Source organism: Cohaesibacter sp. CAU 1516 (genome assembly GCF_005771485.1).
GTDB lineage: Bacteria > Pseudomonadota > Alphaproteobacteria > Rhizobiales > Cohaesibacteraceae > Cohaesibacter > Cohaesibacter intestini.
Window position 1 is genome coordinate 301002 of sequence record NZ_VANT01000005.1, and the last position, 23914, is coordinate 324915.

Genomic DNA, 23914 nt, shown 5'->3' on the forward strand with positions numbered 1-23914 from the left:
ATTTGGGGCAAGCAACCGCCAAAAACCGCAGAAAACAGCAAAGGAGGGGCAGTCACCCCTCCTTTGGTTGAACTTGCAATGCTTGACTTACATCAACTGCAATCTAACAACTGTTAGATTCCCGGTCTTTTGGCGGCCTTATTGCCACTCCCACGGCTGGGTGAACTGGCCCAGAATATTGGTCAATTTGCTCTCATCAATGTCCGCGTTACGCTCAAGCTGGGCGACCAGTCCGCGCTTCTTGTCCTCGATGACAGATACGACGCGGGTCTTGAGGTCATTCTTAGCCAGCACCTCGTCATAGACGCGGGTAATGGCCAGCTTGCGCAAATCCGGTTTGAAGACTTTGCCAACAGCCGTTTTCGGCAATTCAGGCAAGATCTCGACATATTTGGGAATGGCGGCCCGCTCATGGATATGGCGCTTGGCATAGGCCATCAATTCATCCTTATCGACCTTTGCGCCTGATACCAGTTCAAGATAGGCACAAGGCAATTCGCCCGAATGGCTGTCGGGCTGGCCGATGGCTCCGACCATCGCCACGGCAGGATGCCCGGCGAGTGCTTCCTCGATTTCGGCGGGGTCGATATTGTGACCGCCGCGAATGATCAGATCCTTGGCGCGACCGGTGATCCAGAGATAGCCGTCCTCATCGATGCGTCCCAAATCGCCGGTCCGCAAATAGATATCGTGGTGGAACAGATTATGGTTCTTGTCGGCCTCGGTGTAGGTCGACCCCGTGAAGACACCGGGATTATCGATACAGATCTCACCCACCTCATCGGTTGCAAGTTCAACCGGGCCTTCCTTGGTGTGTTCGAGAATTTTCACCGTGGTGTAGGGAAATGGCAAGCCGACGGAGCCTACTTTCTTTTTCCCGACAATCGGATTGCAGGAAACCAGACAGGTGGCTTCTGTCAGGCCATAGCCCTCGATGATGCCGACACCGGTTGCCGCTTCAAACCGCCGATAGAGTTCCAGTGGCAAGGGCGCCGAGCCGGAAAAGGCCATTCGAACGGAGGAGATATCCGCATCCACCGGCCTTTGCATCATGGCAGATACTGCGGTTGGTACAGTGATGATAAAAGAGATTTTCCAGCGCTCGATCAGCTTCCATAAATTGTCAAATACCCCGTCACCGCGATAACCCTTCGGCGTCGGGAAAACGACATGCGATCCTGACGACAGGGTCGACATGCAGATCACATGGCAGGCGAAAACATGGAACAAAGGCAGAGGACACAACACATTGTCCTCACGCTTGAACAACAATGCACTGCCAAGCCAGCCGTTATACATCATGCCCGATGCGGTATGCTGGGCCACTTTCGGCATGCCGGTGGTGCCGCCGGTATGGAAGTAGGCAGCAACACGATCTTCGAGATTGTCTTCAAAGGTCAAAGCGTCTGAGGGCTGTTTGGCAATTTCGCGGTTGAAGTTGAACACATCCGCATGATGCCCTTTGGCGCCGGGATTTCTCGGACGGATCAGTGGCACGATGACCCTCTTGATGCCCGTCATATAGTGCAACAGATCCACTTCGAGCACCGTGTGCACACGGGGAGCATGCTTGACCGCTTCTGCCACCTTCTGAGCCACATCCGACTGCGGAAATGCCTTCAGGGTCACGACGACCCGAGCGTCGGTTTCGCGCAGGATGGCTGCAATCTGTTCGGTTTCCAGCAATGGATTGATCGGATTGACGACGCCAGCAACCATGCCCGCCAGCATCGTCAGATAGGCTTCGTTGCAGTTTGGCAGGGCATAGGCAATCACATCCTTCTCACCAATGCCCAACTGGCGCAGGAGATTGGCGGTCTGAGTGACCTTGGCCTTGACCTCGCGCCATGTCAGGGTCTCGGCCTTGTCCGTTGGTCCTGAAAAGAGCTGAAAGCTGATCGCGGGACTGTCTGGATAGTCTGCCTCTGTGCGTGACAGGCGTTCATAAATTGATCGCGCGACGCCCCGCTCCTCATATGGCATTTCCTCTTCGATCGCGAGAACGCTCTCTCGCGTGGCAAAAGTAACCATTCTTTTCCTCCCAATGGGCGCGCTTGTTATTGGCTGGTTGCCTTTTTGTTATTTGAAAATAGGCAGGCAAACCTAACAGGGCAAGGCACCGATTCCTCAATTGGCACTATAGCAATTAACGTTACGTAAGATGGAGAGAGACTTTGGTATTAAACTAACAATTGTTTGATTCCCTATCTGCCCTTTCCAAAATGGCGCAATTTCGGCCTTCCCTCAGGTCACCTCCTCGCCAACAAGAACCACGAGAGTAGCTGATCCAATTGGAGTCGTTTGGCAATGGTTAGCCTTTACGTATCCTCCCCCGGAGGATATAATTGGAGAAAGTCATCCACACAATGCCAGTCCATAGACACTGAAATGTCTCCGTTATGGCATCGATATGTACCCAATGGCGCAGGAAAGCCGGATCATGACCATCAATGAATCAATAGCGCTGCACAAGCATGCCAGTCATCCGGCCATTGCCAAGCGCCTCAAGCGCGCCTCCGGTCATCTTGCTCATGTCATCGACATGATCGAAAAGCATCAGGGCTGCGCCGATATTGCCCAGCAGCTGCATGCTGTTGAAAAGGCGATCACCAATGCCAAACGGCAATTGATACAGGATCATATCGACCATTGCCTTGAGGGAAGCGTGGCCGAGGATGAGACCATGCGCGCGGCAACCCTTGCCGACTTCAAACTGATTGCAAAATATCTCTGACAACGCCGAGAGCGATACAGTTAGCCATGCTCAAAATTCTGCAGAACAGAGCCTTTCGACATATGTTTTCAGCCCAGATCGTTGCCCTGTTGGGCACGGGGCTTTCCACCGTCGCGCTTGGCCTGTTGGCCTATGACCTGACTGGTGGTGATGCCTCGATGGTGCTGGGCGCCGTGTTTGGCATTAAGATGGTGGCCTATGTGGGCATCGCGCCAATTGCCGGGGCCTTTGCAGGCTTTGTCCCCCGGCGTAAGCTGCTGGTCGGGCTAGACTGCATTCGGGCGGTGGTCGCCTGCCTTTTGCCCTTTGTTGGTGAAGTCTGGCAGATCTTCGTACTGATTTTCCTGATGCAAGCTGCCTCGGCCGCCTTCACCCCGACCTTTCAGGCAACGCTGCCTGACATTCTGCCCGAAGAGAAAGACTATACGCGTGCGCTATCCCTGTCGCGGCTGGCCTATGACATGGAAAGCATCATCACCCCGACTCTGGCGGCACTGGTTCTGCTGGTGGCGAGCTATCATGAGCTGTTCTACGGCACGGCCATCGGCTTTATCGGTTCTGGCCTGTTGATCCTGTCGGTTGCTCTGCCCAAACCCAAGAGAGACAGCAAGCGCCGCTCGATCTATGAGCGGACGACCCGCGGCATCAAGATTTATCTCAAGACACCGCGGCTGCAAGGCCTGTTGGCTTTGTGCATGGTGGTGGCATCCATCGGGGCGATGGTGTTGGTCAACAGTGTGGTGCTGGTGCAGGCGGTGTTGGGCCTTGATGAGATCTATCTGCCCTTCACCATCGGCGCTTTCGGGCTTGGATCGATGGTGATGGCGCTGATCCTGCCGCGCTTGCTCGATGTCATCCCTGACCGGGTGGCGATGCTGAGCGGTGCGGGTGCGATGGTTCTGGCCCTCAGCTCACTTGGCGTTGCCGCATGGACGGGACTGTTTGTCTGGGGTGTGATGCTGGTCTGCTGGTTCCTGATTGGGGCGGGTTATTCGGCGGTCCTGACCCCATCGGGACGCTTGTTGCAACGCTCTTCCCATGAGGAGGATCGCCCGGCTATCTATGCCGCCCAGTTCGCGCTTTCCCATGCCTGCTGGCTGACTTGCTACCCGCTTGCCGGTTTCTTGCAGACGAGCTTTGGTGTCGGAGTGGCAAGTTTGGTGCTGTCAGTGATCGGCTTTGTCAGCCTGATCATCGCCCGCCAACTCTGGCCCGCTGGCGCCATGCGTTCACCCTACCATACCCATCCGGACCTGCCGGACAATCATCCGCATTTGCAGGATATCGATCATGCCCATGGTCACGCCCATATTTTCGTGATTGACGATCACCATATGCAATGGCCGCATATGAAAGCGTGATTTTGATGATCCAAAGCGGCTCAAGCGTCGTAAGGATCAGCAAATGGTGGCGAGCAAAAAAAAGGCGGCGCAGAGAGATCTGCGCCACCTTTTTTTCATTGGCAAGGATTTGGACTTATTGCGCCAAATTGAGGTCTTCGAGGCGCTTGACCGTTGCGGGCAGCATATGCTCGCGGTCCCTCACTTCGAGCAGCAAACGCGGGCTTGCATTGATTTTGGCCAAAGTGTTGAAGATTGCGCCCCATGGCAAGGTGCCCTCGCCCGGATGCCAATGGCGATCAGCATAGCCATCTGCATCCTGCAAATGGACATGGCCGAGCAATTCACCTGCCATGGTGATGAAGTCGGTGACCGGAGGGGCTTTATATTGACCATGGGCCAGTTGGGCATGGCCGGTATCAATCGACACCTTGAAATTCGGGCTGTTCATATGCATCACCAGCTGATTGCGGTAGGCCGGGTGAGCATCGTCGCAATTTTCCAGCATCAAGGTGCAGCCGATATTTTCGGCCCGGTTCAGCACTGGCTCAAGAATGGTTTTCGCTGCCTCGAACATGGTCTCGTGAAGAAAACCAAAATTGGCAAAATTGAGCGAATGCCAGAAGGTGAAGGGGCTATGGACAACCATATGAGTCGCCCCGAGTTTTTCGCATTTATTCAGGGCATCAAGCAGGCGCACCTGTACGACATTCTGGATCAACGGATCGGTAGCCGCCAGATCGAGGCTGAAAAACGGACCGTGAATGCCAAACTCGCCTTCATAGCCATCGAGCAAGGTTTTATAGGCAGTGATCAGATCGTCTTGCTCGTCATCAACCACCTCCACCATGCAGAAATCCTGCAATTCGAGGGCGCGATTCTTCTCGAAAATCCAGTCCTTGAGCGCATCGACGTGATCATATTTCAGCGCGGCACCCAGAATAGGCAAGTATGACATTTCGGTTTCCTTTGACTGGCGGAGCGTGAGGGAGGCACCACCGCTCCCGCCTCTGCTTGGGGGAAAGGAGCGAGAGCGGTTTATTTGATCCCGGCCCGCATGAAGCTTTGGACAAACTGGCGTTGGAACAACAGAAAGCCGATCAGCAACGGGCCGGAGGTCATCAAGGTTGCAGCATTGATGACCGACCATTCGAGGCCAGAATCAGCGGTTGAGAAAATGGAAAGACCGACAGTCAGTGGTCGGGTCTCCACGGAGTTGGTGATGATAAGGGGCCAGACGAAATTATTCCAGTGGGCGGAAACAGAGACTAGACCAAAAGCCAGATATGTGGGCTTGGCCAAAGGCACATAAACCCGAAGCATCGTGCCGATGACCCCTTCCCCTTCGATCCGGGCGGCGTCATCCAGTTCCTTGGGGATGGTCATGAAGGTTTGGCGCAGCAGGAAAATGCAAAAGCCTGAAGCCATATAGGGCAGGCCAATCGCCAGAATGGTGTCGACCAGACCGAGCATCCGCATGGTTTGGTAGTTTTCAACCAGCAAAATGTCAGGCATCACCATCAACTGCACCAGCACCAGCGCAAACAGGACATTGCGGCCGGGAAAGGACAGCCGGGCAAAGGCATAGGCCGCACAGGTGCCCAGCACCAATTGGCCCGCCAAAATCATCAGCACAAGGATGATGGTGTTGAGGAAATAGCGTGCGAAAGGGGCTTGCACCCAAGCCTTGGGGAAATTTTCAAGGGTCAGCGGTGCCGTAAGGTCGAAATTGACCTCATAGGCTGCCGGATGGAACGCCGTCCAGATCGCATAGATCAACGGCAATATCCAGAGAAGCGCGAGCATCCAAGCGCCGATGGTGAACAGGGCGCGGTCAAGGCGATCAGCCACAGTCATGTCATAGCCGGTCATTTGTAATGCACCCTCTTGTCGAGAAAGAAGAATTGCCCGATGGCCAGCAGCGACAGCATGCCCAGAATGACGACCGTTAGCGTGCTGGCATAGGCGGTGTCCCAGAACTGAAAGGCCACTTCAAAAACATAATAGAGCAACAGCTTGGAGGCGTTGTTCGGGCCGCCTTCGGTCATGACGAAGATATGGTCGACGAGACGCACCGAATTGATCACTGCATTGACCGATATGAAGACTGTGGTTGGCATGATCAGCGGCAGGGTCACCCGGCGGAAAAAGGTCCAGCGGCCCGCGCCTTCCAGTTTGGCGGCTTCACGCAAGGGCGTCGGGATGGTCTGCAGGGCCGCGAGATAGAAGATCATGAAGAAGCCCGCCTCTTTCCAGACCGCAACCGCAATCATGGTGTAGAGCGCGGTGTCGGTCTGACCCATCCAGTTTTGTGGCGGCAGGTCGAACAGACCGCGGATCTGGTCGATCAGGCCGAAACCGGGTGTATAGAAAAACAGCCAGATATTGGCGACTGCAATCAAAGGCAGCACAGTCGGCGTAAAATAGGCCATCCGCAGGAAGGACAGCCCGCGAATGCGGCTATGGACAAATAGGGCCATACCCAGCGAGATGATGATCGAGGCGGGAATGGTGACCGCCGCATAGATCAGATTGTTCCAGAAAGCGCGAAGGAAGACATCGTCGGCGAGCAAGGTGCGATAATTTTCCAGCTCGACAAAGCGAGCCGCCCGTCGGCCGCGCGGGGTGGAGTAAAAGCTGTCAATGATGGTTTCGATTGCCGGAATATGGGTAAACCCCATCAGCAAAATCATCGCTGGCAACAACAGCAAAAGCGCGTAGATCCATTCCCGTCGCATGAGAGCCCTCTGGAATAACAAAATGCGAGGGGGAGGCGTCTGCCTGCCCTCCCCTCGCGCTAGGTGTGGAGATTAGCGGTAGTTCTTCAGAATGGCTTCCGCTTTTTCCTGCGCTTCTTTGAGCGCTTCTTGAGGGGTCTTTTCCCCGGCAATGGCAGCCGACAGGGCGTCATTGAGGATCGAGGTGACCTTGCGGTTCTCATAGGTGGACAACTCGGCCACGGCATATTGCAGCTGATCGCGGGCCACGGCGGCCTGCGGGAAATCCTTGACATATTGCTTCATGGCGTCGGTTTCCCAAGCGTCGGCGCGTGGGGCAACATAGCCGGTGGCCATGGACCATTTGGCGGCCTGTTCCGGGGCGGTGATCCATTTCACAAAGTCAACAGCGGCTTTTTTCTGCTCTTGGGAGGCTTCCTTGAACAGCACAAAGTTGCCGCCACCAGTCGGCGCACCGAAGCGCTCTTTCTTTGGCAGGAAGCCGACACCGAAGTCGAACGGAGCATTCTCGCGCATGTTGGTCAGGTTGCCGGTGGTAGTCCAGACGATGGCCGCTTCGCGCTCAAAGAAGGCTTTCGGGGTTGGGCCCCAAGCGATCGCCCCTTCCTGCATCACGCCATATTTCTTCGACAGATCGACGAGGAACTGGGTGGCTTCGATGACTTTCGGGTCATCAAAGTTGGTCTTGTTGCCATCGGCATTGGCAAGGATGGCACCAGCCGGGGTGGAGAGACCCTGGAACAGCCAGTAAGGGAAGCCTTCGGATGGAATGCGCACGCCCCACTGGGTGACATTGCCTGCGGCATCTTTCTTGACCAGCTTTTTGGAGATCTCGACCAGCTCGTCCCAGTTGGCAGGCGCATGGTCTGGGTCAAGGCCGGCTTCCTTGAAGGCTTCCTTGTTCCAATACATGACCGGGGTGGAGCGCTGGAAGGGAATGCCCCAGGTCTTGCCGCCGGTCTGGCTATTTTCCATGAAGGCCGGATAGAAAGCGCCGAACCAGGACTTTTTCTCGTCTTCAGAGACATAAGCGTCGAATGGCTCGATCAGGTCTTCGTCGATCAGGGTGAACATTTCAGCCGACAGCAAAACGGAAAGCTGCGGAGGATTGCCACCGCGAGCTGCGGTCATGGCTTTCGACAGGGCGTCGTTGTAGCCGCCTGCATAGATGGCGTCGATTTTCACGTCCGGGTTGGCTTTGACATAGTCAGCGGTCAGAGACTCGATGGTGTCAGCGGCTTTGCCACCGACAGCAACCGGGAAATAGAATTCCAGATCCACTGCCCATGCAGGCGCAGCGGTGGCGGAAAGAAGAGCAGCAACAAAGGCAGATTTCAGAAATTGGCTAGCCATGAATATGGACCTTCTGTCTGTCTGGCGCCGTCCGCAAACGCAATAGATCAGCGGGACAAGCGCGGAATGGATGGGTTCAAATGTGAAAAGACCGGGGTGAGAGCGAGGCGGCGGCGCCTCGATCCTTGTTGTCGTGAAGGCTAGGCCTCCAGCGGATAGGACGGGTCAAAACGGGCGCCTGTGGCTTTGTCGAACAGGGCCAGATCGTCTGACGCGAAAGAAAGAGCAAGGCTGGAACCGGGGGTAAAATCGGCCCGGCCTGAAGCGCGCACGAGCAAGATCTCTGAGCCGATGCGGCAGCCCAGCATGGTGTCAGCGCCCATGTATTCGACGCTTTCGATGATGCCCGTTAGTGGACCATCAGCATCAGGAGCAATGGCTTCGGGGCGCAGGCCGACCAGCAGATCGGCTTTGGTGTCTTTGGTCAGCGACGCCCCAAGCGCTCCCAGCGCTTCGGCTTCAAACAGGCTCATGGGGGGCGTGCCAATGAAACGGGCGGCAAAGGTGGTGCGTGGCTGCTCATAAAGGGCGCGTGGTGTGTCGATCTGCTCGACCCGGCCCGCATTCAACAGAACCACCTGATCAGCCATGGTGATGGCTTCGGCCTGATCATGGGTGACATAGACCATGGTGAAGCCAAGCTTTTGCTGCAGGGCGCGCAGTTCCAGCCGCATGTCATGGCGCAGTTTGGCGTCAAGGTTAGACAAAGGCTCATCCATCAGACAGATAGACCGTTCGGCAATCACCGCACGGGCCAAGGCGACCCGCTGTTGCTGACCGCCTGACAGAGCGCCGGGCTTGCGATCCAGCAACGCACTCAGCCCCATCAGTTCGGCCACGGCTTCGAGCTTTTCGGCTCGCTGGGCCTTTGGTTCCTTGCGGGTTTTGAGGCCGAAAATGATATTTTCCGCCACATTCAAATGGGGAAAGAGGGCATAGGACTGGAAGACCATCGACAGGTCGCGCTTGTCTGGTGGGCGACGGGTGACATCTTCCTCGCCGATCCGCACAGTGCCTTCGGTTGCCTGTTCCAGACCGGCAATGATCCGCAGCAAGGTGGATTTGCCGCAGCCCGATGGCCCCAGCAAGGCGGTGAAAGATCCAGCGGGCACGTGAATATCGACATGGTCGAGGGCGACCGTCTGGTCCCAGACCTTGCAAATGCCTTCCAGTGAGATGGCGCGACCGTGATGGGCGGGATGGATAGCAGTCATTGAGACGTCCCTTCACGGGGTGTGTTGCCAAGATCTGCCCCATCTGACTCAAACGCCGGAGCGATGATCACCCGGGCGCTTCCGAGGCTGGCGGCAAAATGATCGGGCAACGGCTTGTCGCAAAAGAGGCAGTCAACCTCCGACAGATTGCCACCGCGCATATGGGCAGCGCGACCAAGTTTGGAGTGATCCATGACGAGGACAGACGTGCGGCAATTTTTGAGGATCGCCCGCCTTGCGCCGACCTCGGCTTCGGAAAAGTCGAGCAGGCCGCCATCGGGGCTGACGCCAGCGACGCCGAAAATGCCGAAATCAACCTCAAAGCGATCGAAGAAGGCCTCGACTTCACTGCCCAAGATATCCCGGTCACCGGCCCGCACCTGACCACCGGCGATGGTTACCGACCAGTCATGGCGGGCGCTGGCCTGCATGGCAACGTTGAGATTGTTGGTGAAAATCTTGAGATTGGCCCGCTCTTGCAACGCCTCAATCACCATTTCCGGCGTTGTGCCAATGGACAAGGCAATGGAGCTGCCATCGGGGATGTGGCGGGCGACTTCTGCGGCGATCTGACGTTTGGCGCGGACATTGAGAATCCGGCGCTTGGCATAGAGCAGATTGCCGCTGACAGGTGGCGGCTCTACGCCTCCCCAGACCCGGCGCAGTTCTCCATGCTCGCACAGCGCATTGACATCGCGGCGGATGGTCTGGGTGGAGACGCTGAAATGCTCCGACAGGGCCTCGATCGCAGAAAAACCGCTCTCGGTCACCGTCTTGATGATTTGCAGCTGTCGATCGCTATATTGCTTCATTGCTCCCCACACCAACCATGGCTCTTTGACAGGCCAGTCTTGCGTTGGGGGCAAATTAGGAGCGGAATGTATCAGCCATTTGAACGTTGTATGACATTCAAATGAAATCCGTTTTACCTTGAATTTGGAGAGGACTCAGTGCCTGAAACACCGAAAATCTGGCATTTTCAATCAAACAGGCAGAAAGTTGCACGTTCAATTGATCATGCCTTGTTGAATTGAACAGCGGCAATGGAACCGCCAGCGTCACAATCAGGCGATCAGGGCAGATCCCGTCCCATCCAGAGCGTTCCCTCGTCCTTGGAGTTGGTATCGATGCGTGCAAATCTGTGTTTTTGCCAGAAGGCGATGCCACCGCGATTGTGCGTGCTGACACCGATATGCACCGAACTGACACCGTGATTGACCGCAATATCAAACCAGCGTTTGAGCATGAGGCCTCCCACCCCCCTGCCCTGTAGGCGCGGCAGCAAGTTCATATGGATATGAGCGGGATAGCGGGCGACCAGTTCCGGCGGCGTCTGTTGGGGATCATGGATTGCGTTGATGCAGTCGCGGTCAGCCGCAGTTCGATCAGGCCCATCCTGCTGATCAAGCGGGTCAAGCGGATATTGGGCACGTAGGGCGGGCCACCAGTCCTGATCCAAACGGTTTGCCCAGTCCTCGCTATCCAACACCCCCACGATGTAGCCTGCAACGCCCTCTTTGTCTTCGGCGACAAAGATCAATTGGGAAGCATAGCGCAGATAGGGACCGACATAGATATCTCCGAGCAGCGCAGAGTTGCCGAAAGACGCTGTCGCGTTTTTCCCGGCTGCACCTGTCTGTAGGCAGATATCATAGAGAATTTCGCGATCCTCTTGCCGATAGCCGCGAATTTTCATAGGCATGCTTTCTCTCCCAACCTTTGCCCGCAGTCATTCTGTTGCTTGCGAGATGGTCATTTCCCCTGCGATGGCGTCCAAGTCTGGATGTTGCCATCGGTATCCTGAAGGACAAGCCTTTTTCAAGGCGTCGGTAGAAAATGTTCTCGGCCAGCGCATCTGCGGACGCTTTCGCGGTTTATCCTAGACCAGTTCGATGACGATCAACACCTCTCTACCGCGCATATCTTCAATGATGTCATGCGTCCGCGAGATCATTTCAAGGCATTCCATTGCCCTTTGCCCCAAGCGCGTGACGGTTAGGCACGCCCAACTCAGGAAGAATTGGGCAATGTTTCACAAAAGCCGGTCTCAGATCGGGCGTTCATTCAAACTGCACCTCTGTTCAGATTGCCATTACGGATTGCCAGCTCAAGCGCACCGGGTGCGCACTCTTTTTGACAGTCGTCAGCGAAGAGTCGTCGTTTCATTATCAAACTGTCATCTTCCGCAGGCATGTTTTGGGCAAATTCTTGTCTTGCGTTTTTGAATCAAACAACAAGCCGCAGAAACCGGCGTCCCCTTGCAAAAGGTGGTGTCTTTCCAGACCATCCCTGTCCGTCCCCAGACAGCAATGCCTGACCCGGTTTCACAGCGGCTCCATTTTTCGTCGGAGTTTGGGCGTGATTAAGAACCCGAATGCACTGAAATTCATTCATCTGACCGACCCGCATGTCGCGGGACAGGAAGCCCTTGTTTACGGGAGGCGTCCCACAGAGCGGCTGCGTGCGGCCATCGATAGCATCAATATGGACCATGACAATGCGGATTTTGTCGTTATTACCGGCGACTTGACCCATCATGGGGATATGGATGCCTATGAAGTTTTTGCGCGCGAGTTGCGGCGCCTGTCGGTGCCGTCGCATTTGCTGGTAGGCAATCACGACGATGCGCGGGCCTTTGCCTATCAGTTCCCTGAAACCCAGCGCTGCGAGCATGGCTTCATTCAGGGATCCAAGCGCACGCCTTTTGGCCTTTGCCTGTTTCTCGATACCAGCGAGAAAGGCACATCGAAGGGCGTTTATTGCGAAAAGCGCCGCACCTGGCTCGCCAATGCGCTTGAGGAAACCGACGGGCCGGTGATGTTGTTCATGCATCATCCGCCCTTTGCCATCGGCATTCCAAACACTGACGACAGCAAGTTGCAGGATAGCGAAGCATTTTGGCATGTACTGGCCCCGCACAAACAGCGCATCCGGCATATCTTTGTCGGCCATGCCCATCGGGTGATGTTTGGCAATTGGCGCGGCATTTCGGTCTCTGGTATGCGCGGGCTCAATCATCAAGTGATGCTGGAACTCAACCGCCAACAAGCGGGCCAAAGCGGCAATTTTGAAGCACCAGCCTATGGCATAGTCCTTGCGGATGCGGATCAGGTGATGGTCCATATGCATGATTTCACGGACCGCTCCGATCCCTTCCCCTTGTGATCAATGCAAAAGGGGATCGTTCATGCTGTTCCCTTGAACTGCTTGCGCCATGCCCCCGGTGGAAGCCCGAAAGCCTGCCGAAAGTGATGACGCAAAGACATGGTGCTACCAAAACCCGCCTCATAAGCCACTGACTCCATGCTCAGACTGGTTGTTTCCAATAGCAGTTGGCTAAGGGCCAGACGTTCGCTCAGCAGCCACCGGGTGAAGCTGGTTCCGGTTTGATTGGCAAAGTGGCGGGTGAAGGTGCGACGGCTCATCCGGGCGTGGGCTGCAGCCTTGTCAATGCTGTGTGGCTCTTTGAGATTGTTGCGAATCCGGACCATCACGTCCGCCACCCGGCTTTCGCCAAGATCCTTTGGTACGGGGCGCTCGATATACTGGGCCTGCCCACCGGCACGGTGGGGTGAGACAACCAGGTTGCGGGCGGTGCGGTTGGCTGCTTCAACACCAATCTGCTTGCGCATCAGATAGAGGCAACAATCAAGCCCAGCAGCAACACCGGCAGAGGTAACAACATCGCCTTCATCGGCATAGAGCTGATCGGGCTCACACGCAATGTCCGGGTAGCGCTTGGCAAAGGCGTCGGCATAGGCCCAGTGGGTGGTGGCCCGCTTGCCGGCCAGAAGTCCCGCTTCTGCCAGAACGAAGGCCCCCAGACACAGACCAACAAGGATGGCACCCCTGTCATGGGCCGCTTGCAGGCAGGTGATCAGGGCCGGAGATGGCTGTTGGTCAATATTTGGCCAGGTGGGAACGATGACCATATCCCCTTGGCCCAGATTGTCCACCCTGTCAAAACCATGGGGCACCGACAGGATCATGCCATCCGACGTCATGATCGGGCCTGCCTGCTCGGCACAAATGGTGACCTTGTAGCGGCCATCGGATTCATAAATACGGCCGAAAACCGTCGTCGGCACCCAGAGATGAAACGGACTCATGCCGTCAAAGGCAAGGACTGCAATTTGGATGGCATCGGTCTGTGGCTGCATGGTCAGAGCCTTTGTCATAATCTTTGTTATGGAACTTATAATTCCTCAAGCCAGTGACATGACATTTGAGATTGGCCTGATCTTAACACAATTCCATCCATGGGCCACTTACTCATTTCTCTCTTGCCGCCTAGTTTTGGGTCAGTGATTACCCCAAGAAAGGAAAAGCACATGTCCCAACAGACCCAGACCTCAAACCGCGCCCTTCTTCTGGTCGACATTCAGAATGACTATTTTGACGGTTTTGCCTTCCCGCTATGGCAGGCAGAAGAGACGCTTGAACGCATTCTGCAAGCGGTGGAGCGCGCCAAGATTGCGGGTCTGCCGATCCTGCTCATCCAGCATGTGGCCGATGCCAGCAAGGGCCCCGCTCCCTTCTTCAATCCGGGCACAGACGGGGTGGCGATCCACCCGCGCCTGAAGGCCGTAGTCGAGCATGTGCCCGTCGTACAAAAGCGGTTTGCCGACGGTTTCCTTGAAACTGACCTTAGCGCCTGTCTTGCGAAAGTCGGAGCGCGCGAGCTGCTGATTGGCGGCATGATGACCCAGAATTGTGTCACCCATACCGCGATTTCCCCTCAGGCCAACGACTATGATGTGACCATTTTGTCGGACCTCTCTACCAGCGTGAGCGAGATGATCCACAAAATCGCGCTGAATGCCATCGCACCCAGGCTGACGGTCGCCGCTTCGACGGACGTGTTTTAGTCGCCCCTTACGAGGAAAGAGACGGAGCTGCGTGCAGGAAGGTGCGATCCCTGACCTGCGACAACATGAAATGGGCGACATTGGCGTAACTGATCTTGAACGTCATGCCTTTTTCCACCGCCTTGAAATCGATGCGATAGTCATTGGTCTGCGGACCTTCGACATAGTTGGTCGGACGGACGAGCGTCCAGTCTAGCGCACTTTGTTTGACCAACACTTCCTGTTGTTCATGGTCGGCATAGACGTGACGCAGGATGAGCGGCATGATGAGGAAGCGATAGAGCCACGGCAAGGCGCCTCTGCTTTCGCCCGCCCCAAAGCCCGACAGGCATATCAACCGCTCAACCGCGGCCTCTTTCATCGCTTTGACGATGATGGCGGTGCCTTTGGTGCGTATGCCTTCCTTGTTCCCCAATGGAGCACCAAGTGCGACCAAAACGGCATCCTTTGCGTCAACGACGTTGGCCACATCCTCTGGATTCAGCACGTCACCAACCACAAGGGTCAGATTTGGATGTTCTGGCAAATCAGCTTTCAAGGACCGGACCAGAGCCGTGACTTCATGGCCTGCGGCCAGTGCTTGCCGGGTGAGATTGCGGCCAACTTTGCCGCTGGCGCCGAAGAGTGCGAGTTTCATGATGGTGGCCTTTCTTGCATGTGAATGGTTTCGTTACGTGTCTTTCAAAGGGATCGGCGGTTGCCGTCATCCACAAACTTGACACTGTGTAAAGTTGACACTCTGTCAAGTAATGATAGATTGACACCATGTCAAGTGAGAAAAGCGATACCAGACGCAAAATTCTGGAAGCCTGTCTTATGCTGCTTGCTGAAGGCGCCGGAAGCGGGATCCGCATGTCCGACATTGCCAAGCGGGCCGGCGTGTCCCGTCAGGCGCTCTATTTGCACTTCCAGAGTCGGGGAGAGCTGATCATTGCGGCGACCCTGCTTCAGGATGAGCAGGAAGGAGCGCAGGAGCGACTGACAGCCAGTCGAACCGCTCGAACCGGACGGGAGCGCCTGTCGGCCTTTGTGCAGGCGTGGTGTGCCTATATCCCGATCATCTATCCGGTGGCGCGGACAATTCTATATCTGGCGGAAACCGATCAGGAAGTGTCTGATGCCTGGCGTCGGCGCATGGAGGATATGCGCGAAGGGTGTGAAGCCGCCATTGCCGCCCTGTCAAAGGACGGTGACCTGCCCGACCATTATGACGAGACGAGTGCCACCGATCTGCTCTGGTCGATGCTGTCGATCCGGCAATGGGAATTGTTATGCCAGCAACGCGGCTGGACGCAGGAGCGCTATGCGCACCAGATCGAGGCTGCGGCCATGCGGGTATTTTGCAAGGCGTAACGGGATCTTCTGACGATCAACCGACGTGTCCGGCTCGCCGCTTCAAGACCACCAGTCGTCCTAGTTTGGCGATGAGTAACAGCCATGGCACGCCGTGAAAGACCAGATCAAACATGTCTATGGGTCGTTCCATAGACCCGGCATGGAGCATCTTGAGCTTTTCCCAGACATGGGGCTCGGGTAGAAATGGCGCCAATCCGAGGGTCAGGGCAATCACGACCAGTGTCGCGACCGGAATGCGATCCAGAAACTGAAACATCGCGGTTCTCCTCCTATGCGCCATGCTTGCCGGTTGCTTTGCTTGCTGGTTGCCCTGCTTTGGGGGCCTGACAAGTCGGAAAGACATTGATGGGCAACAGGCCTTGTGCGTGCTTATCGTTATTTGCACTTTATCGCAACCACGCGACCTTCATTATCGGATGGAAGCTTACAATCTTTTCCTTGTGCACGCACCTTGTGCCCTCCGTCTATGTCCTTATATCTATTTCAAGGAACCGATACAAAGTACCAAGGCGATCATTTTTGCGCCCTACTGAACCGAGCACCAGACCAGCAATTGGGGGACCTATATGTTTGACGCATCAAAGTTGATCAGTGAATTTCTTGGCGCGAGCGGGCCAGCATCCAGCCCACAGCGTGGATCCAATGCTGGCGGCGATCTGTTCCAGCAGGGCAAGGACTATCTGACCAACAATGCGGGCGGCATTGGTGGCGGTGCGTTGGCCGGAGGTCTGGCGGGCTACATGTTGGGCTCCAAGAAGGGGCGCAAGATGGCCAAAAAGGCCGCCACCTATGGCGGCCTCGCACTGGTGGCCGGTCTCGCCTACAAGGCCTATTCCGATTATCAGGGCAAAAAGGCCGGGGTCCCGGTTGTCGACGGCAATGTCGGGACCGGTGAGAAGACCATTCCCGCCACCATGCATGCACCCCATGGCACCAACCCACAGGTCACCCATGTGCCCGTGGTGCCGATCGGCTCTCGCTTTGAGGTTAATGAGTTGACCGAACGGGCTGCGGGCTTTGGTGCAACGCTCGTCAGCGCGATGATTGCAGCTGCCAAGGCGGACGGTCAGATCGACACCGACGAACATCAGGCAATTTTTGCAAAAATTGAGGAACTGGACCTGAGCGTCGAAGAGAAAGGGTTTCTGTTCGATCAGTTGAACAAGCCACTCGACATTGACAGCATCGTCGCTCAGGCCCGGACGAAAGAGCAGGCGGTCGAGGTCTATATTGCATCCTTGATGGCCATCGAGCCGGACATGCCGTCCGAGCAGGCCTATCTGGCCATGCTGGCGGCGCGTCTGGACCTTGAGCCGGATCTGACCAGCCACATTCACGCGACCGTCATTGAGGCGCGCGACGAATAGGCTGCATAAAAGTAGGCCGGTAAGCAACAGGGCTGCGGACACGATTTGTCGGCAGCCTTTTTCTTTTTGCTGCCCTAGTCCAGCGTCAGTTGCATGATGGTGAGATCGAGCCAGCGACCGAACTTGGTGCCGACTTGATGCATGGTGCCGCATTCAATGAAACCAAGCTTGGCATGCAGCTTGATCGAGGCTTGGTTTTCGGCCTCGATACCAGCAATCAACACATGCAGATCGGTGCCTTTGGCATAGTCGATCAGCGCCGTCAAAAGCTGCTTGCCAATCCCCTGCCCGCGATGGCTCGCTTCCACATGGACCGTATGTTCCACCGTGTGGCAATAACCATCGCCTGCGCGCCAAGGACCATAGGTGGCAAAGCCTGCGACTGTTCCGTCGGGCAATTCGGCAATCAAAACCGGGCAGCCACCCTCATTGCGCTCCTTGATCCAGGCGATCCGGTCTTCAACGGTGAAAAGCTTGGTCTTCCAAACTGCGGTGCTGGTTTCGACCAGATCATTATAAATGGCCGTGATGGCAGTGGCATCGGCCGATGTTGCGGGCCTAATCTTCATCGTTCCAAACTCACCCATAGAACAACGGCGTCGTCCTCGCTGATGGAAACACAGCAATGTCCCATGCCGCTGTCATAATAGACACTGTCCCCTGCTTTCATGGTCAGTGGGCGATAATGCTCGGTATGCAGTTCGAGGTCGCCGGACAAAACATACATGAATTCCTCGCCCCGGTGACGGATCCAGTCACCAAAATCGGAGATATCCCGCGCCTTGATGGTGCTGATATAGGGCAACATGGATTTGCTGGTCAGCTCGTTGCAGAGCAATTCGTGGCTGTAGGTCGCGGTGACTTTGGGCTCCCCCTCTCCCTTGCGGGTTACATCGCGGCGACCGGACAGATCACTGGTGCCCGATTGCAGGAACAGGTTCGGGGTTTCCAGCTCCAGCGAACGGGTCAGGCGGCGGACAATCTCAAAGCCCGGGCTGGTCTGACCATTTTCGATCTTTGACAGGGTCGAGCGACCAATGCCCGCATGGCGGCCGGTTTCTTCCAGCGTCCAGCCTTTTTTCTTGCGGGCTTCACGCACCAATTGGCCCAGCTCATTGAGACCCGGTGCCTCTGGTGCCAAGGCACCGGCCGGACCAATTGCACCGGGCAGGCTTTCGGTGACGCTGACATCATTTTGCAGGCTTTCAACGGCGCCTTGCTCACCGCGTTCCAGATCACCCATATCCAACGTCCTCTCTCACTCAATGGCAGCCTATGGCCATGCTTCGCCCGCCATGGGGTGCGACTCGCCGCTTCTTTTGACCTCATTGAAGCCTCAAAAGGCTACAAACCGTCAAAATCCGCGGTCTATCACAACGGCTATTCAACCACTTTTCACCTTGCGAAGCGAAAAAAAGCGCGTGATTCCTCTGTGTCGGGCTGTTTAGTCTATACCACATTATTGCCTATGATGGAAATTTCCCTTATAAGAAACTCAAGTGACAGTCCGCAGCGTGCCCCCGTTTGGACGGGGTATTTTCGAGGGTCATCACACCGGCATGATTGACCCCCATGGCGCACCAAGGCCTGTCCATGACTGGATGAGACTGGCTGCGATGCGGCCGCGATGCACCACATTTGGTTGGTGCACGAAGTGAGGAGCGCGTGATGACCTTCAAACCGACCCGGTATGCCCCCTATGATTTCGCCAATCGACGCCATATCGGCCCTTCGCCGAAGGAAATGGAATCGATGCTCAAGGTGATCGGCTATGCCGACCTTGATGCCCTGATTGACGCGACCGTGCCTTCCTCCATCCGTCAGACAGAACCACTTCATTGGGGTCCAGCGCTCAGCGAACGCGACACTCTGCATCACATGCGCAAGGTGGCTTCCAAGAACAAGATCCTCACCCCGCTGATCGGTCAGGGCTATTATGGCACAGCCACGCCACCGGTAATCCTGCGCAACATTCTGGAAAATCCGGCTTGGTATACCGCCTATACCCCTTATCAGCCGGAAATCAGTCAGGGTCGTCTTGAAGCCCTGCTCAACTTCCAGACCATGGTGTCTGACCTGACGGGTCTGGAAATCGCCAACGCCTCGCTGCTGGACGAAGCAACGGCTGCTGCCGAAGCCATGACCATGGCCAAGCGGGCGTCGAAATCCAAAGCCAACATCTTCTTTGTTGACGAAAATTGTCATCCGCAGAATATCGCTGTCATCGAGACACGGGCTGAGCCGCTGGGCATTGAGATCAAGATTGGTAACCCGGATGATCTCGACCCGGCTGAAGTCTTTGGCGCGATCTTCCAATATCCCGGCACCTATGGCCATGTGCGCGATTTCACCGGCCTGATTGCCCAGCTGCATGACAACAAAGCCCTTGGCATTGTGATTGCCGATCCGCTATCGCTGGCTCTGCTGAAGTCGCCGGGGGAAATGGGCGCGGATATTGCCGTTGGCTCGACCCAGCGCTTTGGTGTGCCGCTTGGCTATGGCGGCCCGCACGCGGCTTATATGTCTTGCCGCGATGCCTTCAAACGCTCCATGCCGGGTCGGATCATTGGTGTGTCGATTGATGCCCGTGGTCGCAAGGCCTATCGTCTGTCGCTGCAGACCCGCGAGCAGCATATCCGCCGCGAAAAAGCCAATTCCAACGTCTGCACCGCACAGGCCCTGCTCGCAGTAATCGCCTCAATGTATGCGGTCTATCATGGTCCCGAAGGCATCAAGGCGATTGCCCAATATGTCCACCGGATGACCGTGCGTCTGGCCAGTGGCCTGCAGAAACTCGGTTTCAACCCGGAGCCAGATGTGTTTTTTGACACGCTGACCGTGGAAGTGGGCGCGCTGCAAGGGGTGATCCTCAATGCTGCTGTGTCCAACGGCATCAATCTGCGCAAAATCGGTGAGACCAAGATCGGCATCAGCCTTGACGAACAGACCCGTCCGGAAACCGTGGAAGCGGTCTGGAAGAGCTTTGGCGGCGATCTGTCCTATGGCGCGGTGGAACATGAGCGGATCGAGGATGTGGAATATCGTCTGCCGACCGCAAATCTGCGCGAGACCGACTATCTGACCCATCCGATCTTCCATCTCAACCGCGCAGAAGCCGAGATCACCCGTTATATGCGTCGCCTTGCCGACCGCGATCTGGCGCTGGACCGGGCGATGATCCCGCTTGGCTCCTGCACCATGAAGCTCAATGCGACGATCGAGATGATCCCGGTGACCTGGCCCGAATTTGCCAACCTGCATCCATTCGTGCCCGATGATCAGGCCCTTGGTTACAAAGAAATGATCGATGATCTGAACGACAAGCTCTGTCAGGTGACCGGCTATGACGCCATTTCCCAACAGCCAAACTCTGGCGCACAAGGGGAATATGCGGGTCTGATCACCATTCGCAACTATCATGTGGCGCGCGGTGAAGGGACACGCAACATCTGTCTGATCCCGACCTCGGCCCACGGTACCAACCCGGCATCCGCCCAGATGGTGGGCTGGAAGGTCATTGCGGTCAAATCAGCTGACAATGGCGACATTGATGTCGAGGATTTCCGAGCCAAGGCTGAGAAATACTCGAACGAGCTGGCGGCTTGCATGATCACCTATCCCTCCACCCACGGGGTGTTTGAGGAGACCGTGCAAGAGGTTTGCGCGATCACCCATGAGCATGGCGGTCAGGTCTATATTGACGGGGCCAACATGAATGCCATGGTCGGCCTTTCCCGTCCGGGGGACATTGGCGGCGATGTCAGCCATTTGAACCTACACAAGACCTTCTGCATTCCCCATGGTGGCGGCGGTCCGGGCATGGGTCCGATTGGCGTCAAGGCCCATCTGGCACCTTACCTCCCCGGTCATCCAGAGCGGGACGCCACCATCGGTCCGGTGTCGGCGGCACCCTTTGGCTCGCCGTCCATCCTGCCGGTCAGCTGGGCCTATTGCCTGCTGATGGGGGGCGAAGGCCTGACACAGGCCACCAAGGTGGCGATCCTCAATGCCAACTATATCGCAGCCAGCCTGAAAGAGGCCTATGACGTGCTTTACAGCTCGGCAAAAGGTTTGGTGGCGCATGAATGCATTCTCGACACCCGCCCACTGGCTGACAGCTGTGGCGTGAGTGTTGATGACATTGCCAAGCGTCTGATGGACAATGGCTTCCATGCGCCAACCATGAGCTGGCCGGTGGCTGGCACCCTGATGGTGGAGCCGACGGAATCCGAGCCACAGGCCGAGCTGGATCGCTTCATTGCCGCCATGCTCGACATTCGCCGCGAAGCGCAGGACATTGAAGACGGCAAGATCGACAGCGAGAACAACCCGCTGAAAAATGCACCGCACACGATGCGGGATCTTGTTGGCAGCTGGGACCGCCCTTACAGCCGCGAGCAAGGCTGCTTCCCGGCAGGTGCATTTGAGGTCGACAAATACTGGCCACCGGTGAACCGGGTCGACAATGTCTATGGCGACCGCAATCTGGTCTGCACCTGCCCGCCAATGGAAGACTATGCCGAAGAGGCCGCTGAATAAGCAACGAAAAGCAGCCTGCTTTTGGGATGAGGCCCGAAGCAGGCTGTTTTGTATCTGGCATCCGCGAATGGCTCTGGCTGTGAGGCGCAAAGGGGAGGACCAAGCATGTTTCTGTCAGTCTTCGACATTTTCAAGATCGGGGTTGGCCCCTCATCGTCCCACACGATGGGGCCAATGAATGCGGCGGCGCGGTTTATGGACGACCTGCGGAGCGGTATTTTCATGGGCGTCAGTGCCCAACAGGTGCGGCGTGTCTCTTGCGCGCTGCATGGCTCGCTGGCCTTCACCGGCAAGGGACACGCGACGGACCGGGCCGTGATCCTCGGGCTCATTGGCATCACGCCGGACAAGCTCGACCCGGATGAAGCCGAAGGGCTGGAAGCGCGTATCCGTGAAGAAAAACACATTGAGCCGGATGGTTTTGAGCGGCTGCGCTTCAACCCGGACGAGGATCTGGTTTTTGACTATGGCCCCCCCCTGCCCGGCCACGCCAATGGCATGAAGCTTTTTGCCTATGGCGAGGGCAACCCGATACTGGCCAGCGCCACCTATTATTCCATCGGCGGCGGCTTCATTGTCACGGCCAGCGAGTTGGACGAACAGATCAGCCACGACCCCAAGGATCTGCACAAGGAGCAGGCGGCAGCGGGCTATCCCTATCCTTTCGGTTCGGCTGCAGAAATGTTGGAGATGGGAGCAAAATCAGGCCTTACCATTGCCGAGATGAAACAGGCCAACGAGGAAGTGGAGCTGAGCCGCGAGGCCCTGCTGTCGGGTCTTGATCGCTTGTGGCACACGATGCGGGCAGTGATCGACAGGGGTCTTGAGAAAGAGGGCGAATTGCCGGGGGGCCTCTATGTCAAGCGCCGCGCCAAAGCGATCCGCGAGCGGCTGATTGCCGACCGGGGCAACAATCAGCCCATGCCGCATCAGGTCAATGACTGGCTCAGCCTCTATGCCATGGCGGTGAATGAGGAAAATGCTGCTGGTGGGCGGGTTGTCACTGCGCCGACCAATGGTGCGTCCGGGGTGATCCCGTCCGTGCTGCGCTATTATCGGGATCAATGCCCCGGTTCGAGCGATGAGGGCATTCGCACCTTTTTGCTGACAGCGGCCGCCATCGGCGGGCTGATCAAACACAATGCCTCCATTTCGGGGGCAGAAGCTGGCTGTCAGGCCGAAGTTGGTTCAGCGGCAGCAATGGCCGCCGGTGGGCTCTGTGCCGCTTTGGGCGGCAGCAACGAGCAGATCGAGAATGCCGCCGAGATCGCCCTTGAACATCATCTGGGCATGACCTGCGATCCGGTCAAAGGCCTCGTGCAAGTCCCCTGCATCGAACGCAATGGGCTTGGCGCCATCAAGGCTGTGTCTGCTGCCTCGCTTTCTCTGCATGGCGACGGCACGCATTTCATGCCACTCGATAATTGCATCAAAACAATGTGGGAAACCGGCAAGGATATGGGCGAGAAATACAAGGAGACGTCGCTCGGCGGGCTCGCAGTGAACTTACCCGAATGCTGACATTCGGGCCCGCCTCGCTTCATTTCTGTCGATAAGCTGATCACCTGCGCTCCGCTCCGGCGGCTTATCTTGTGGCGGCCTCGCAGTCAATTTGCCCGAATGCTGACATTCGGGCCCGCCTCGCTTCATTCTGGTCGATAAGCTGATCACCTGCGATCCGCTCCGGCGGCTTATCTTGTGGCGGCCTCGCAGTCAATTTGCCCGAATGCTGACATTCGGGCCCACCTCGCTTCATTTCTGTCGATAGCCTTTGCGTTTGCGCACCAGTCGCGGCATCAAGGCCGCTCGCCTTGAAGCTATTGCTGTGATAAATCTTGAAAACACGTCTGTTATAATTTCCGGTGTTCGGGAGCCTGTTCCATGATCCGTCTGTTTGCTTTTGTCCTTTTGATTCTCACTGGCCCGGCGCTGGCTGATGATGTCCAATATCGAAACAGCCGATTTGGCACAACGGCTGTGCTGCCAGCCGATTTTCGTGCATCCCCTGCCCCGACCAATGGAGACGGACGGAGCTTTTCCCATCCGGTCTTGCGCGGCACTGTCTCTGTTTATGGCGCTCACAACATTGCTGGTGATCGGTTGGCGGATTACCGGGACTATCTCACCGGCATTTATCTTGATAGCGGCCAGTCAATTACCTATCAGGCGGGCGGCAACAGCTGGTTCGTTTTGTCCGGTTGGGACGGAGATGAGATCTATTATTTGCGGGCAGAAGGATGCACGGGTGGTCCAGTGCATCACATCTATTTCAGCTTTCCTGGCAGTGAAAAACCACGATGGGAGCCGATCATCGAACGCTATGCACGCAAGCTTGATGGCCCATGTCAGTGAAACTGAGTTCAACGGAGTTGCCCTTTGCGGCTCTGCTCTTCGTGTGGCAGAAG

Annotated in this window: 22 protein-coding genes; 9 read left to right on the plus strand and 13 right to left on the minus strand. The window is 56.4% G+C overall.

Annotated features, from left to right (window positions below):
• Positions 1 to 138 precede the first annotated feature (138 nt).
• A complete protein-coding gene (locus FDK21_RS14600; RefSeq protein WP_138149380.1) occupies positions 139 to 2031 on the minus strand; it encodes an acyl-CoA synthetase in 1893 nt (630 codons plus the stop codon).
• A 409-nt stretch (positions 2032 to 2440) separates the two neighbouring features.
• Between FDK21_RS14600 and FDK21_RS14605 the strand changes: the two genes are divergently transcribed.
• Positions 2441 to 2734, plus strand: coding sequence for a metal-sensing transcriptional repressor (locus FDK21_RS14605; RefSeq protein ID WP_114010435.1), 294 nt, complete (start codon positions 2441 to 2443; stop codon positions 2732 to 2734).
• Between the two features lie 26 nt (positions 2735 to 2760).
• Complete coding sequence (locus tag FDK21_RS14610) at positions 2761 to 4095, plus strand: MFS transporter (protein ID WP_138149382.1); 1335 nt, start codon at positions 2761 to 2763, stop codon at positions 4093 to 4095.
• Between the two features lie 115 nt (positions 4096 to 4210).
• Here FDK21_RS14610 and FDK21_RS14615 read toward each other — a convergent pair whose 3' ends face one another.
• From FDK21_RS14615 to FDK21_RS14645, 7 genes are all read right to left on the minus strand, one after another.
• Positions 4211 to 5032 (minus strand): sugar phosphate isomerase/epimerase family protein, encoded by an 822-nt coding sequence (locus FDK21_RS14615; protein ID WP_157967692.1) that lies wholly within the window; start codon positions 5030 to 5032, stop codon positions 4211 to 4213.
• An 80-nt stretch (positions 5033 to 5112) separates the two neighbouring features.
• Positions 5113 to 5931 (minus strand): carbohydrate ABC transporter permease, encoded by an 819-nt coding sequence (locus tag FDK21_RS14620; protein ID WP_114010434.1) that lies wholly within the window; start codon positions 5929 to 5931, stop codon positions 5113 to 5115.
• A gap of 11 nt (positions 5932 to 5942) precedes the next feature.
• Positions 5943 to 6812: a sugar ABC transporter permease gene (locus FDK21_RS14625; protein WP_138149386.1), complete on the minus strand. Its 870-nt coding sequence runs from the start codon at positions 6810 to 6812 to the stop codon at positions 5943 to 5945.
• Between the two features lie 72 nt (positions 6813 to 6884).
• Positions 6885 to 8165: an ABC transporter substrate-binding protein gene (locus FDK21_RS14630; protein WP_138149388.1), complete on the minus strand. Its 1281-nt coding sequence runs from the start codon at positions 8163 to 8165 to the stop codon at positions 6885 to 6887.
• Between the two features lie 140 nt (positions 8166 to 8305).
• Positions 8306 to 9379 carry an ABC transporter ATP-binding protein gene (locus tag FDK21_RS14635; RefSeq protein ID WP_138149390.1) on the minus strand — a complete coding sequence of 358 codons (1074 nt, stop codon included), beginning with the start codon at positions 9377 to 9379 and terminating at the stop codon, positions 8306 to 8308.
• Positions 9376 to 10191, minus strand: a complete 816-nt coding sequence (locus FDK21_RS14640; RefSeq protein WP_114010030.1) for a DeoR/GlpR family DNA-binding transcription regulator — start codon at positions 10189 to 10191, stop codon at positions 9376 to 9378. Before FDK21_RS14640 ends, FDK21_RS14635 begins: the two co-directional genes overlap by 4 nt.
• 260 nt (positions 10192 to 10451) lie before the next feature.
• Entirely contained in the window at positions 10452 to 11081 is a 630-nt protein-coding gene (locus tag FDK21_RS14645; RefSeq protein ID WP_138149392.1) for a GNAT family N-acetyltransferase, read from the minus strand.
• 656 nt (positions 11082 to 11737) lie between these two features.
• Between FDK21_RS14645 and FDK21_RS14650 the strand changes: the two genes are divergently transcribed.
• On the plus strand, positions 11738 to 12544 hold the full coding sequence (locus FDK21_RS14650; protein WP_210238791.1) for a phosphodiesterase: 807 nt from the start codon (positions 11738 to 11740) through the stop codon (positions 12542 to 12544).
• 20 nt (positions 12545 to 12564) lie between these two features.
• On the opposite strand, the gene FDK21_RS14655 is transcribed toward FDK21_RS14650, so the two are convergent.
• The gene (locus FDK21_RS14655; protein ID WP_246657588.1) at positions 12565 to 13557 is read right to left on the minus strand and encodes a helix-turn-helix domain-containing protein; all 993 of its coding nucleotides are present in this window, start codon (positions 13555 to 13557) and stop codon (positions 12565 to 12567) included.
• Positions 13558 to 13710: 153 nt separating this feature from the next.
• Here FDK21_RS14655 and FDK21_RS14660 point away from each other — a divergent pair, with 153 nt between their 5' ends.
• Positions 13711 to 14247: an isochorismatase family protein gene (locus FDK21_RS14660; protein WP_114010028.1), complete on the plus strand. Its 537-nt coding sequence runs from the start codon at positions 13711 to 13713 to the stop codon at positions 14245 to 14247.
• Positions 14248 to 14254: 7 nt separating this feature from the next.
• On the opposite strand, the gene FDK21_RS14665 is transcribed toward FDK21_RS14660, so the two are convergent.
• On the minus strand, positions 14255 to 14884 hold the full coding sequence (locus FDK21_RS14665; RefSeq protein ID WP_138149394.1) for an SDR family oxidoreductase: 630 nt from the start codon (positions 14882 to 14884) through the stop codon (positions 14255 to 14257).
• A 128-nt stretch (positions 14885 to 15012) separates the two neighbouring features.
• Here FDK21_RS14665 and FDK21_RS14670 point away from each other — a divergent pair, with 128 nt between their 5' ends.
• Positions 15013 to 15600 carry a TetR/AcrR family transcriptional regulator gene (locus FDK21_RS14670; protein ID WP_114010026.1) on the plus strand — a complete coding sequence of 196 codons (588 nt, stop codon included), beginning with the start codon at positions 15013 to 15015 and terminating at the stop codon, positions 15598 to 15600.
• 16 nt (positions 15601 to 15616) lie between these two features.
• Here the strand turns inward: FDK21_RS14670 and FDK21_RS14675 are convergent, their stop codons facing one another.
• A complete protein-coding gene (locus tag FDK21_RS14675; protein WP_138149396.1) occupies positions 15617 to 15859 on the minus strand; it encodes an RND transporter in 243 nt (80 codons plus the stop codon).
• 310 nt (positions 15860 to 16169) lie between these two features.
• Between FDK21_RS14675 and FDK21_RS14680 the strand changes: the two genes are divergently transcribed.
• A complete protein-coding gene (locus FDK21_RS14680; RefSeq protein ID WP_114010430.1) occupies positions 16170 to 16970 on the plus strand; it encodes a tellurite resistance TerB family protein in 801 nt (266 codons plus the stop codon).
• A gap of 74 nt (positions 16971 to 17044) precedes the next feature.
• On the opposite strand, the gene FDK21_RS14685 is transcribed toward FDK21_RS14680, so the two are convergent.
• Positions 17045 to 17539: a GNAT family N-acetyltransferase gene (locus tag FDK21_RS14685; RefSeq protein WP_138149398.1), complete on the minus strand. Its 495-nt coding sequence runs from the start codon at positions 17537 to 17539 to the stop codon at positions 17045 to 17047.
• Positions 17536 to 18213 (minus strand): helix-turn-helix domain-containing protein, encoded by a 678-nt coding sequence (locus tag FDK21_RS14690; RefSeq protein WP_138149400.1) that lies wholly within the window; start codon positions 18211 to 18213, stop codon positions 17536 to 17538. Before FDK21_RS14690 ends, FDK21_RS14685 begins: the two co-directional genes overlap by 4 nt.
• 425 nt (positions 18214 to 18638) lie before the next feature.
• Between FDK21_RS14690 and gcvP the strand changes: the two genes are divergently transcribed.
• The 3 genes from gcvP to FDK21_RS14705 all read left to right on the plus strand — a co-directional run bounded on the left by gcvP (position 18639) and on the right by FDK21_RS14705 (position 23861).
• On the plus strand, positions 18639 to 21509 hold the full coding sequence (gcvP, locus tag FDK21_RS14695; protein ID WP_138149402.1) for an aminomethyl-transferring glycine dehydrogenase: 2871 nt from the start codon (positions 18639 to 18641) through the stop codon (positions 21507 to 21509).
• A 105-nt stretch (positions 21510 to 21614) separates the two neighbouring features.
• Positions 21615 to 23030: an L-serine ammonia-lyase gene (locus FDK21_RS14700; protein ID WP_138149404.1), complete on the plus strand. Its 1416-nt coding sequence runs from the start codon at positions 21615 to 21617 to the stop codon at positions 23028 to 23030.
• A gap of 360 nt (positions 23031 to 23390) precedes the next feature.
• Complete coding sequence (locus tag FDK21_RS14705) at positions 23391 to 23861, plus strand: hypothetical protein (protein WP_138149406.1); 471 nt, start codon at positions 23391 to 23393, stop codon at positions 23859 to 23861.
• The last annotated feature ends 53 nt before the right edge of the window (positions 23862 to 23914 follow it).

Excerpts from the sequence above, each read along its gene's own strand:
- FDK21_RS14705 (WP_138149406.1), top strand. The coding sequence starts at position 23,391 with ATGATCCGTCTGTTTGCTTTTGTCCTTTTGATTCTCACTGGCCCGGCG.
- FDK21_RS14665 (WP_138149394.1), bottom strand. The coding sequence starts at position 14,884 with ATGAAACTCGCACTCTTCGGCGCCAGCGGCAAAGTTGGCCGCAATCTC.
- FDK21_RS14600 (WP_138149380.1), bottom strand. The coding sequence starts at position 2,031 with ATGGTTACTTTTGCCACGCGAGAGAGCGTTCTCGCGATCGAAGAGGAA.
- FDK21_RS14620 (WP_114010434.1), bottom strand. The coding sequence starts at position 5,931 with ATGACTGTGGCTGATCGCCTTGACCGCGCCCTGTTCACCATCGGCGCT.
- FDK21_RS14655 (WP_246657588.1), bottom strand. The coding sequence starts at position 13,557 with ATGACAAAGGCTCTGACCATGCAGCCACAGACCGATGCCATCCAAATT.
- FDK21_RS14680 (WP_114010430.1), top strand. The coding sequence starts at position 16,170 with ATGTTTGACGCATCAAAGTTGATCAGTGAATTTCTTGGCGCGAGCGGG.
- FDK21_RS14630 (WP_138149388.1), bottom strand. The coding sequence starts at position 8,165 with ATGGCTAGCCAATTTCTGAAATCTGCCTTTGTTGCTGCTCTTCTTTCC.
- FDK21_RS14690 (WP_138149400.1), bottom strand. The coding sequence starts at position 18,213 with ATGGGTGATCTGGAACGCGGTGAGCAAGGCGCCGTTGAAAGCCTGCAA.
- FDK21_RS14610 (WP_138149382.1), top strand. The coding sequence starts at position 2,761 with ATGCTCAAAATTCTGCAGAACAGAGCCTTTCGACATATGTTTTCAGCC.
- FDK21_RS14660 (WP_114010028.1), top strand. The coding sequence starts at position 13,711 with ATGTCCCAACAGACCCAGACCTCAAACCGCGCCCTTCTTCTGGTCGAC.
- FDK21_RS14685 (WP_138149398.1), bottom strand. The coding sequence starts at position 17,539 with ATGAAGATTAGGCCCGCAACATCGGCCGATGCCACTGCCATCACGGCC.
- FDK21_RS14605 (WP_114010435.1), top strand. The coding sequence starts at position 2,441 with ATGACCATCAATGAATCAATAGCGCTGCACAAGCATGCCAGTCATCCG.
- FDK21_RS14675 (WP_138149396.1), bottom strand. The coding sequence starts at position 15,859 with ATGTTTCAGTTTCTGGATCGCATTCCGGTCGCGACACTGGTCGTGATT.
- gcvP (WP_138149402.1), top strand. The coding sequence starts at position 18,639 with ATGACCTTCAAACCGACCCGGTATGCCCCCTATGATTTCGCCAATCGA.
- FDK21_RS14635 (WP_138149390.1), bottom strand. The coding sequence starts at position 9,379 with ATGACTGCTATCCATCCCGCCCATCACGGTCGCGCCATCTCACTGGAA.
- FDK21_RS14700 (WP_138149404.1), top strand. The coding sequence starts at position 21,615 with ATGTTTCTGTCAGTCTTCGACATTTTCAAGATCGGGGTTGGCCCCTCA.
- FDK21_RS14625 (WP_138149386.1), bottom strand. The coding sequence starts at position 6,812 with ATGCGACGGGAATGGATCTACGCGCTTTTGCTGTTGTTGCCAGCGATG.
- FDK21_RS14615 (WP_157967692.1), bottom strand. The coding sequence starts at position 5,032 with ATGTCATACTTGCCTATTCTGGGTGCCGCGCTGAAATATGATCACGTC.
- FDK21_RS14645 (WP_138149392.1), bottom strand. The coding sequence starts at position 11,081 with ATGCCTATGAAAATTCGCGGCTATCGGCAAGAGGATCGCGAAATTCTC.
- FDK21_RS14640 (WP_114010030.1), bottom strand. The coding sequence starts at position 10,191 with ATGAAGCAATATAGCGATCGACAGCTGCAAATCATCAAGACGGTGACC.
- FDK21_RS14670 (WP_114010026.1), top strand. The coding sequence starts at position 15,013 with ATGTCAAGTGAGAAAAGCGATACCAGACGCAAAATTCTGGAAGCCTGT.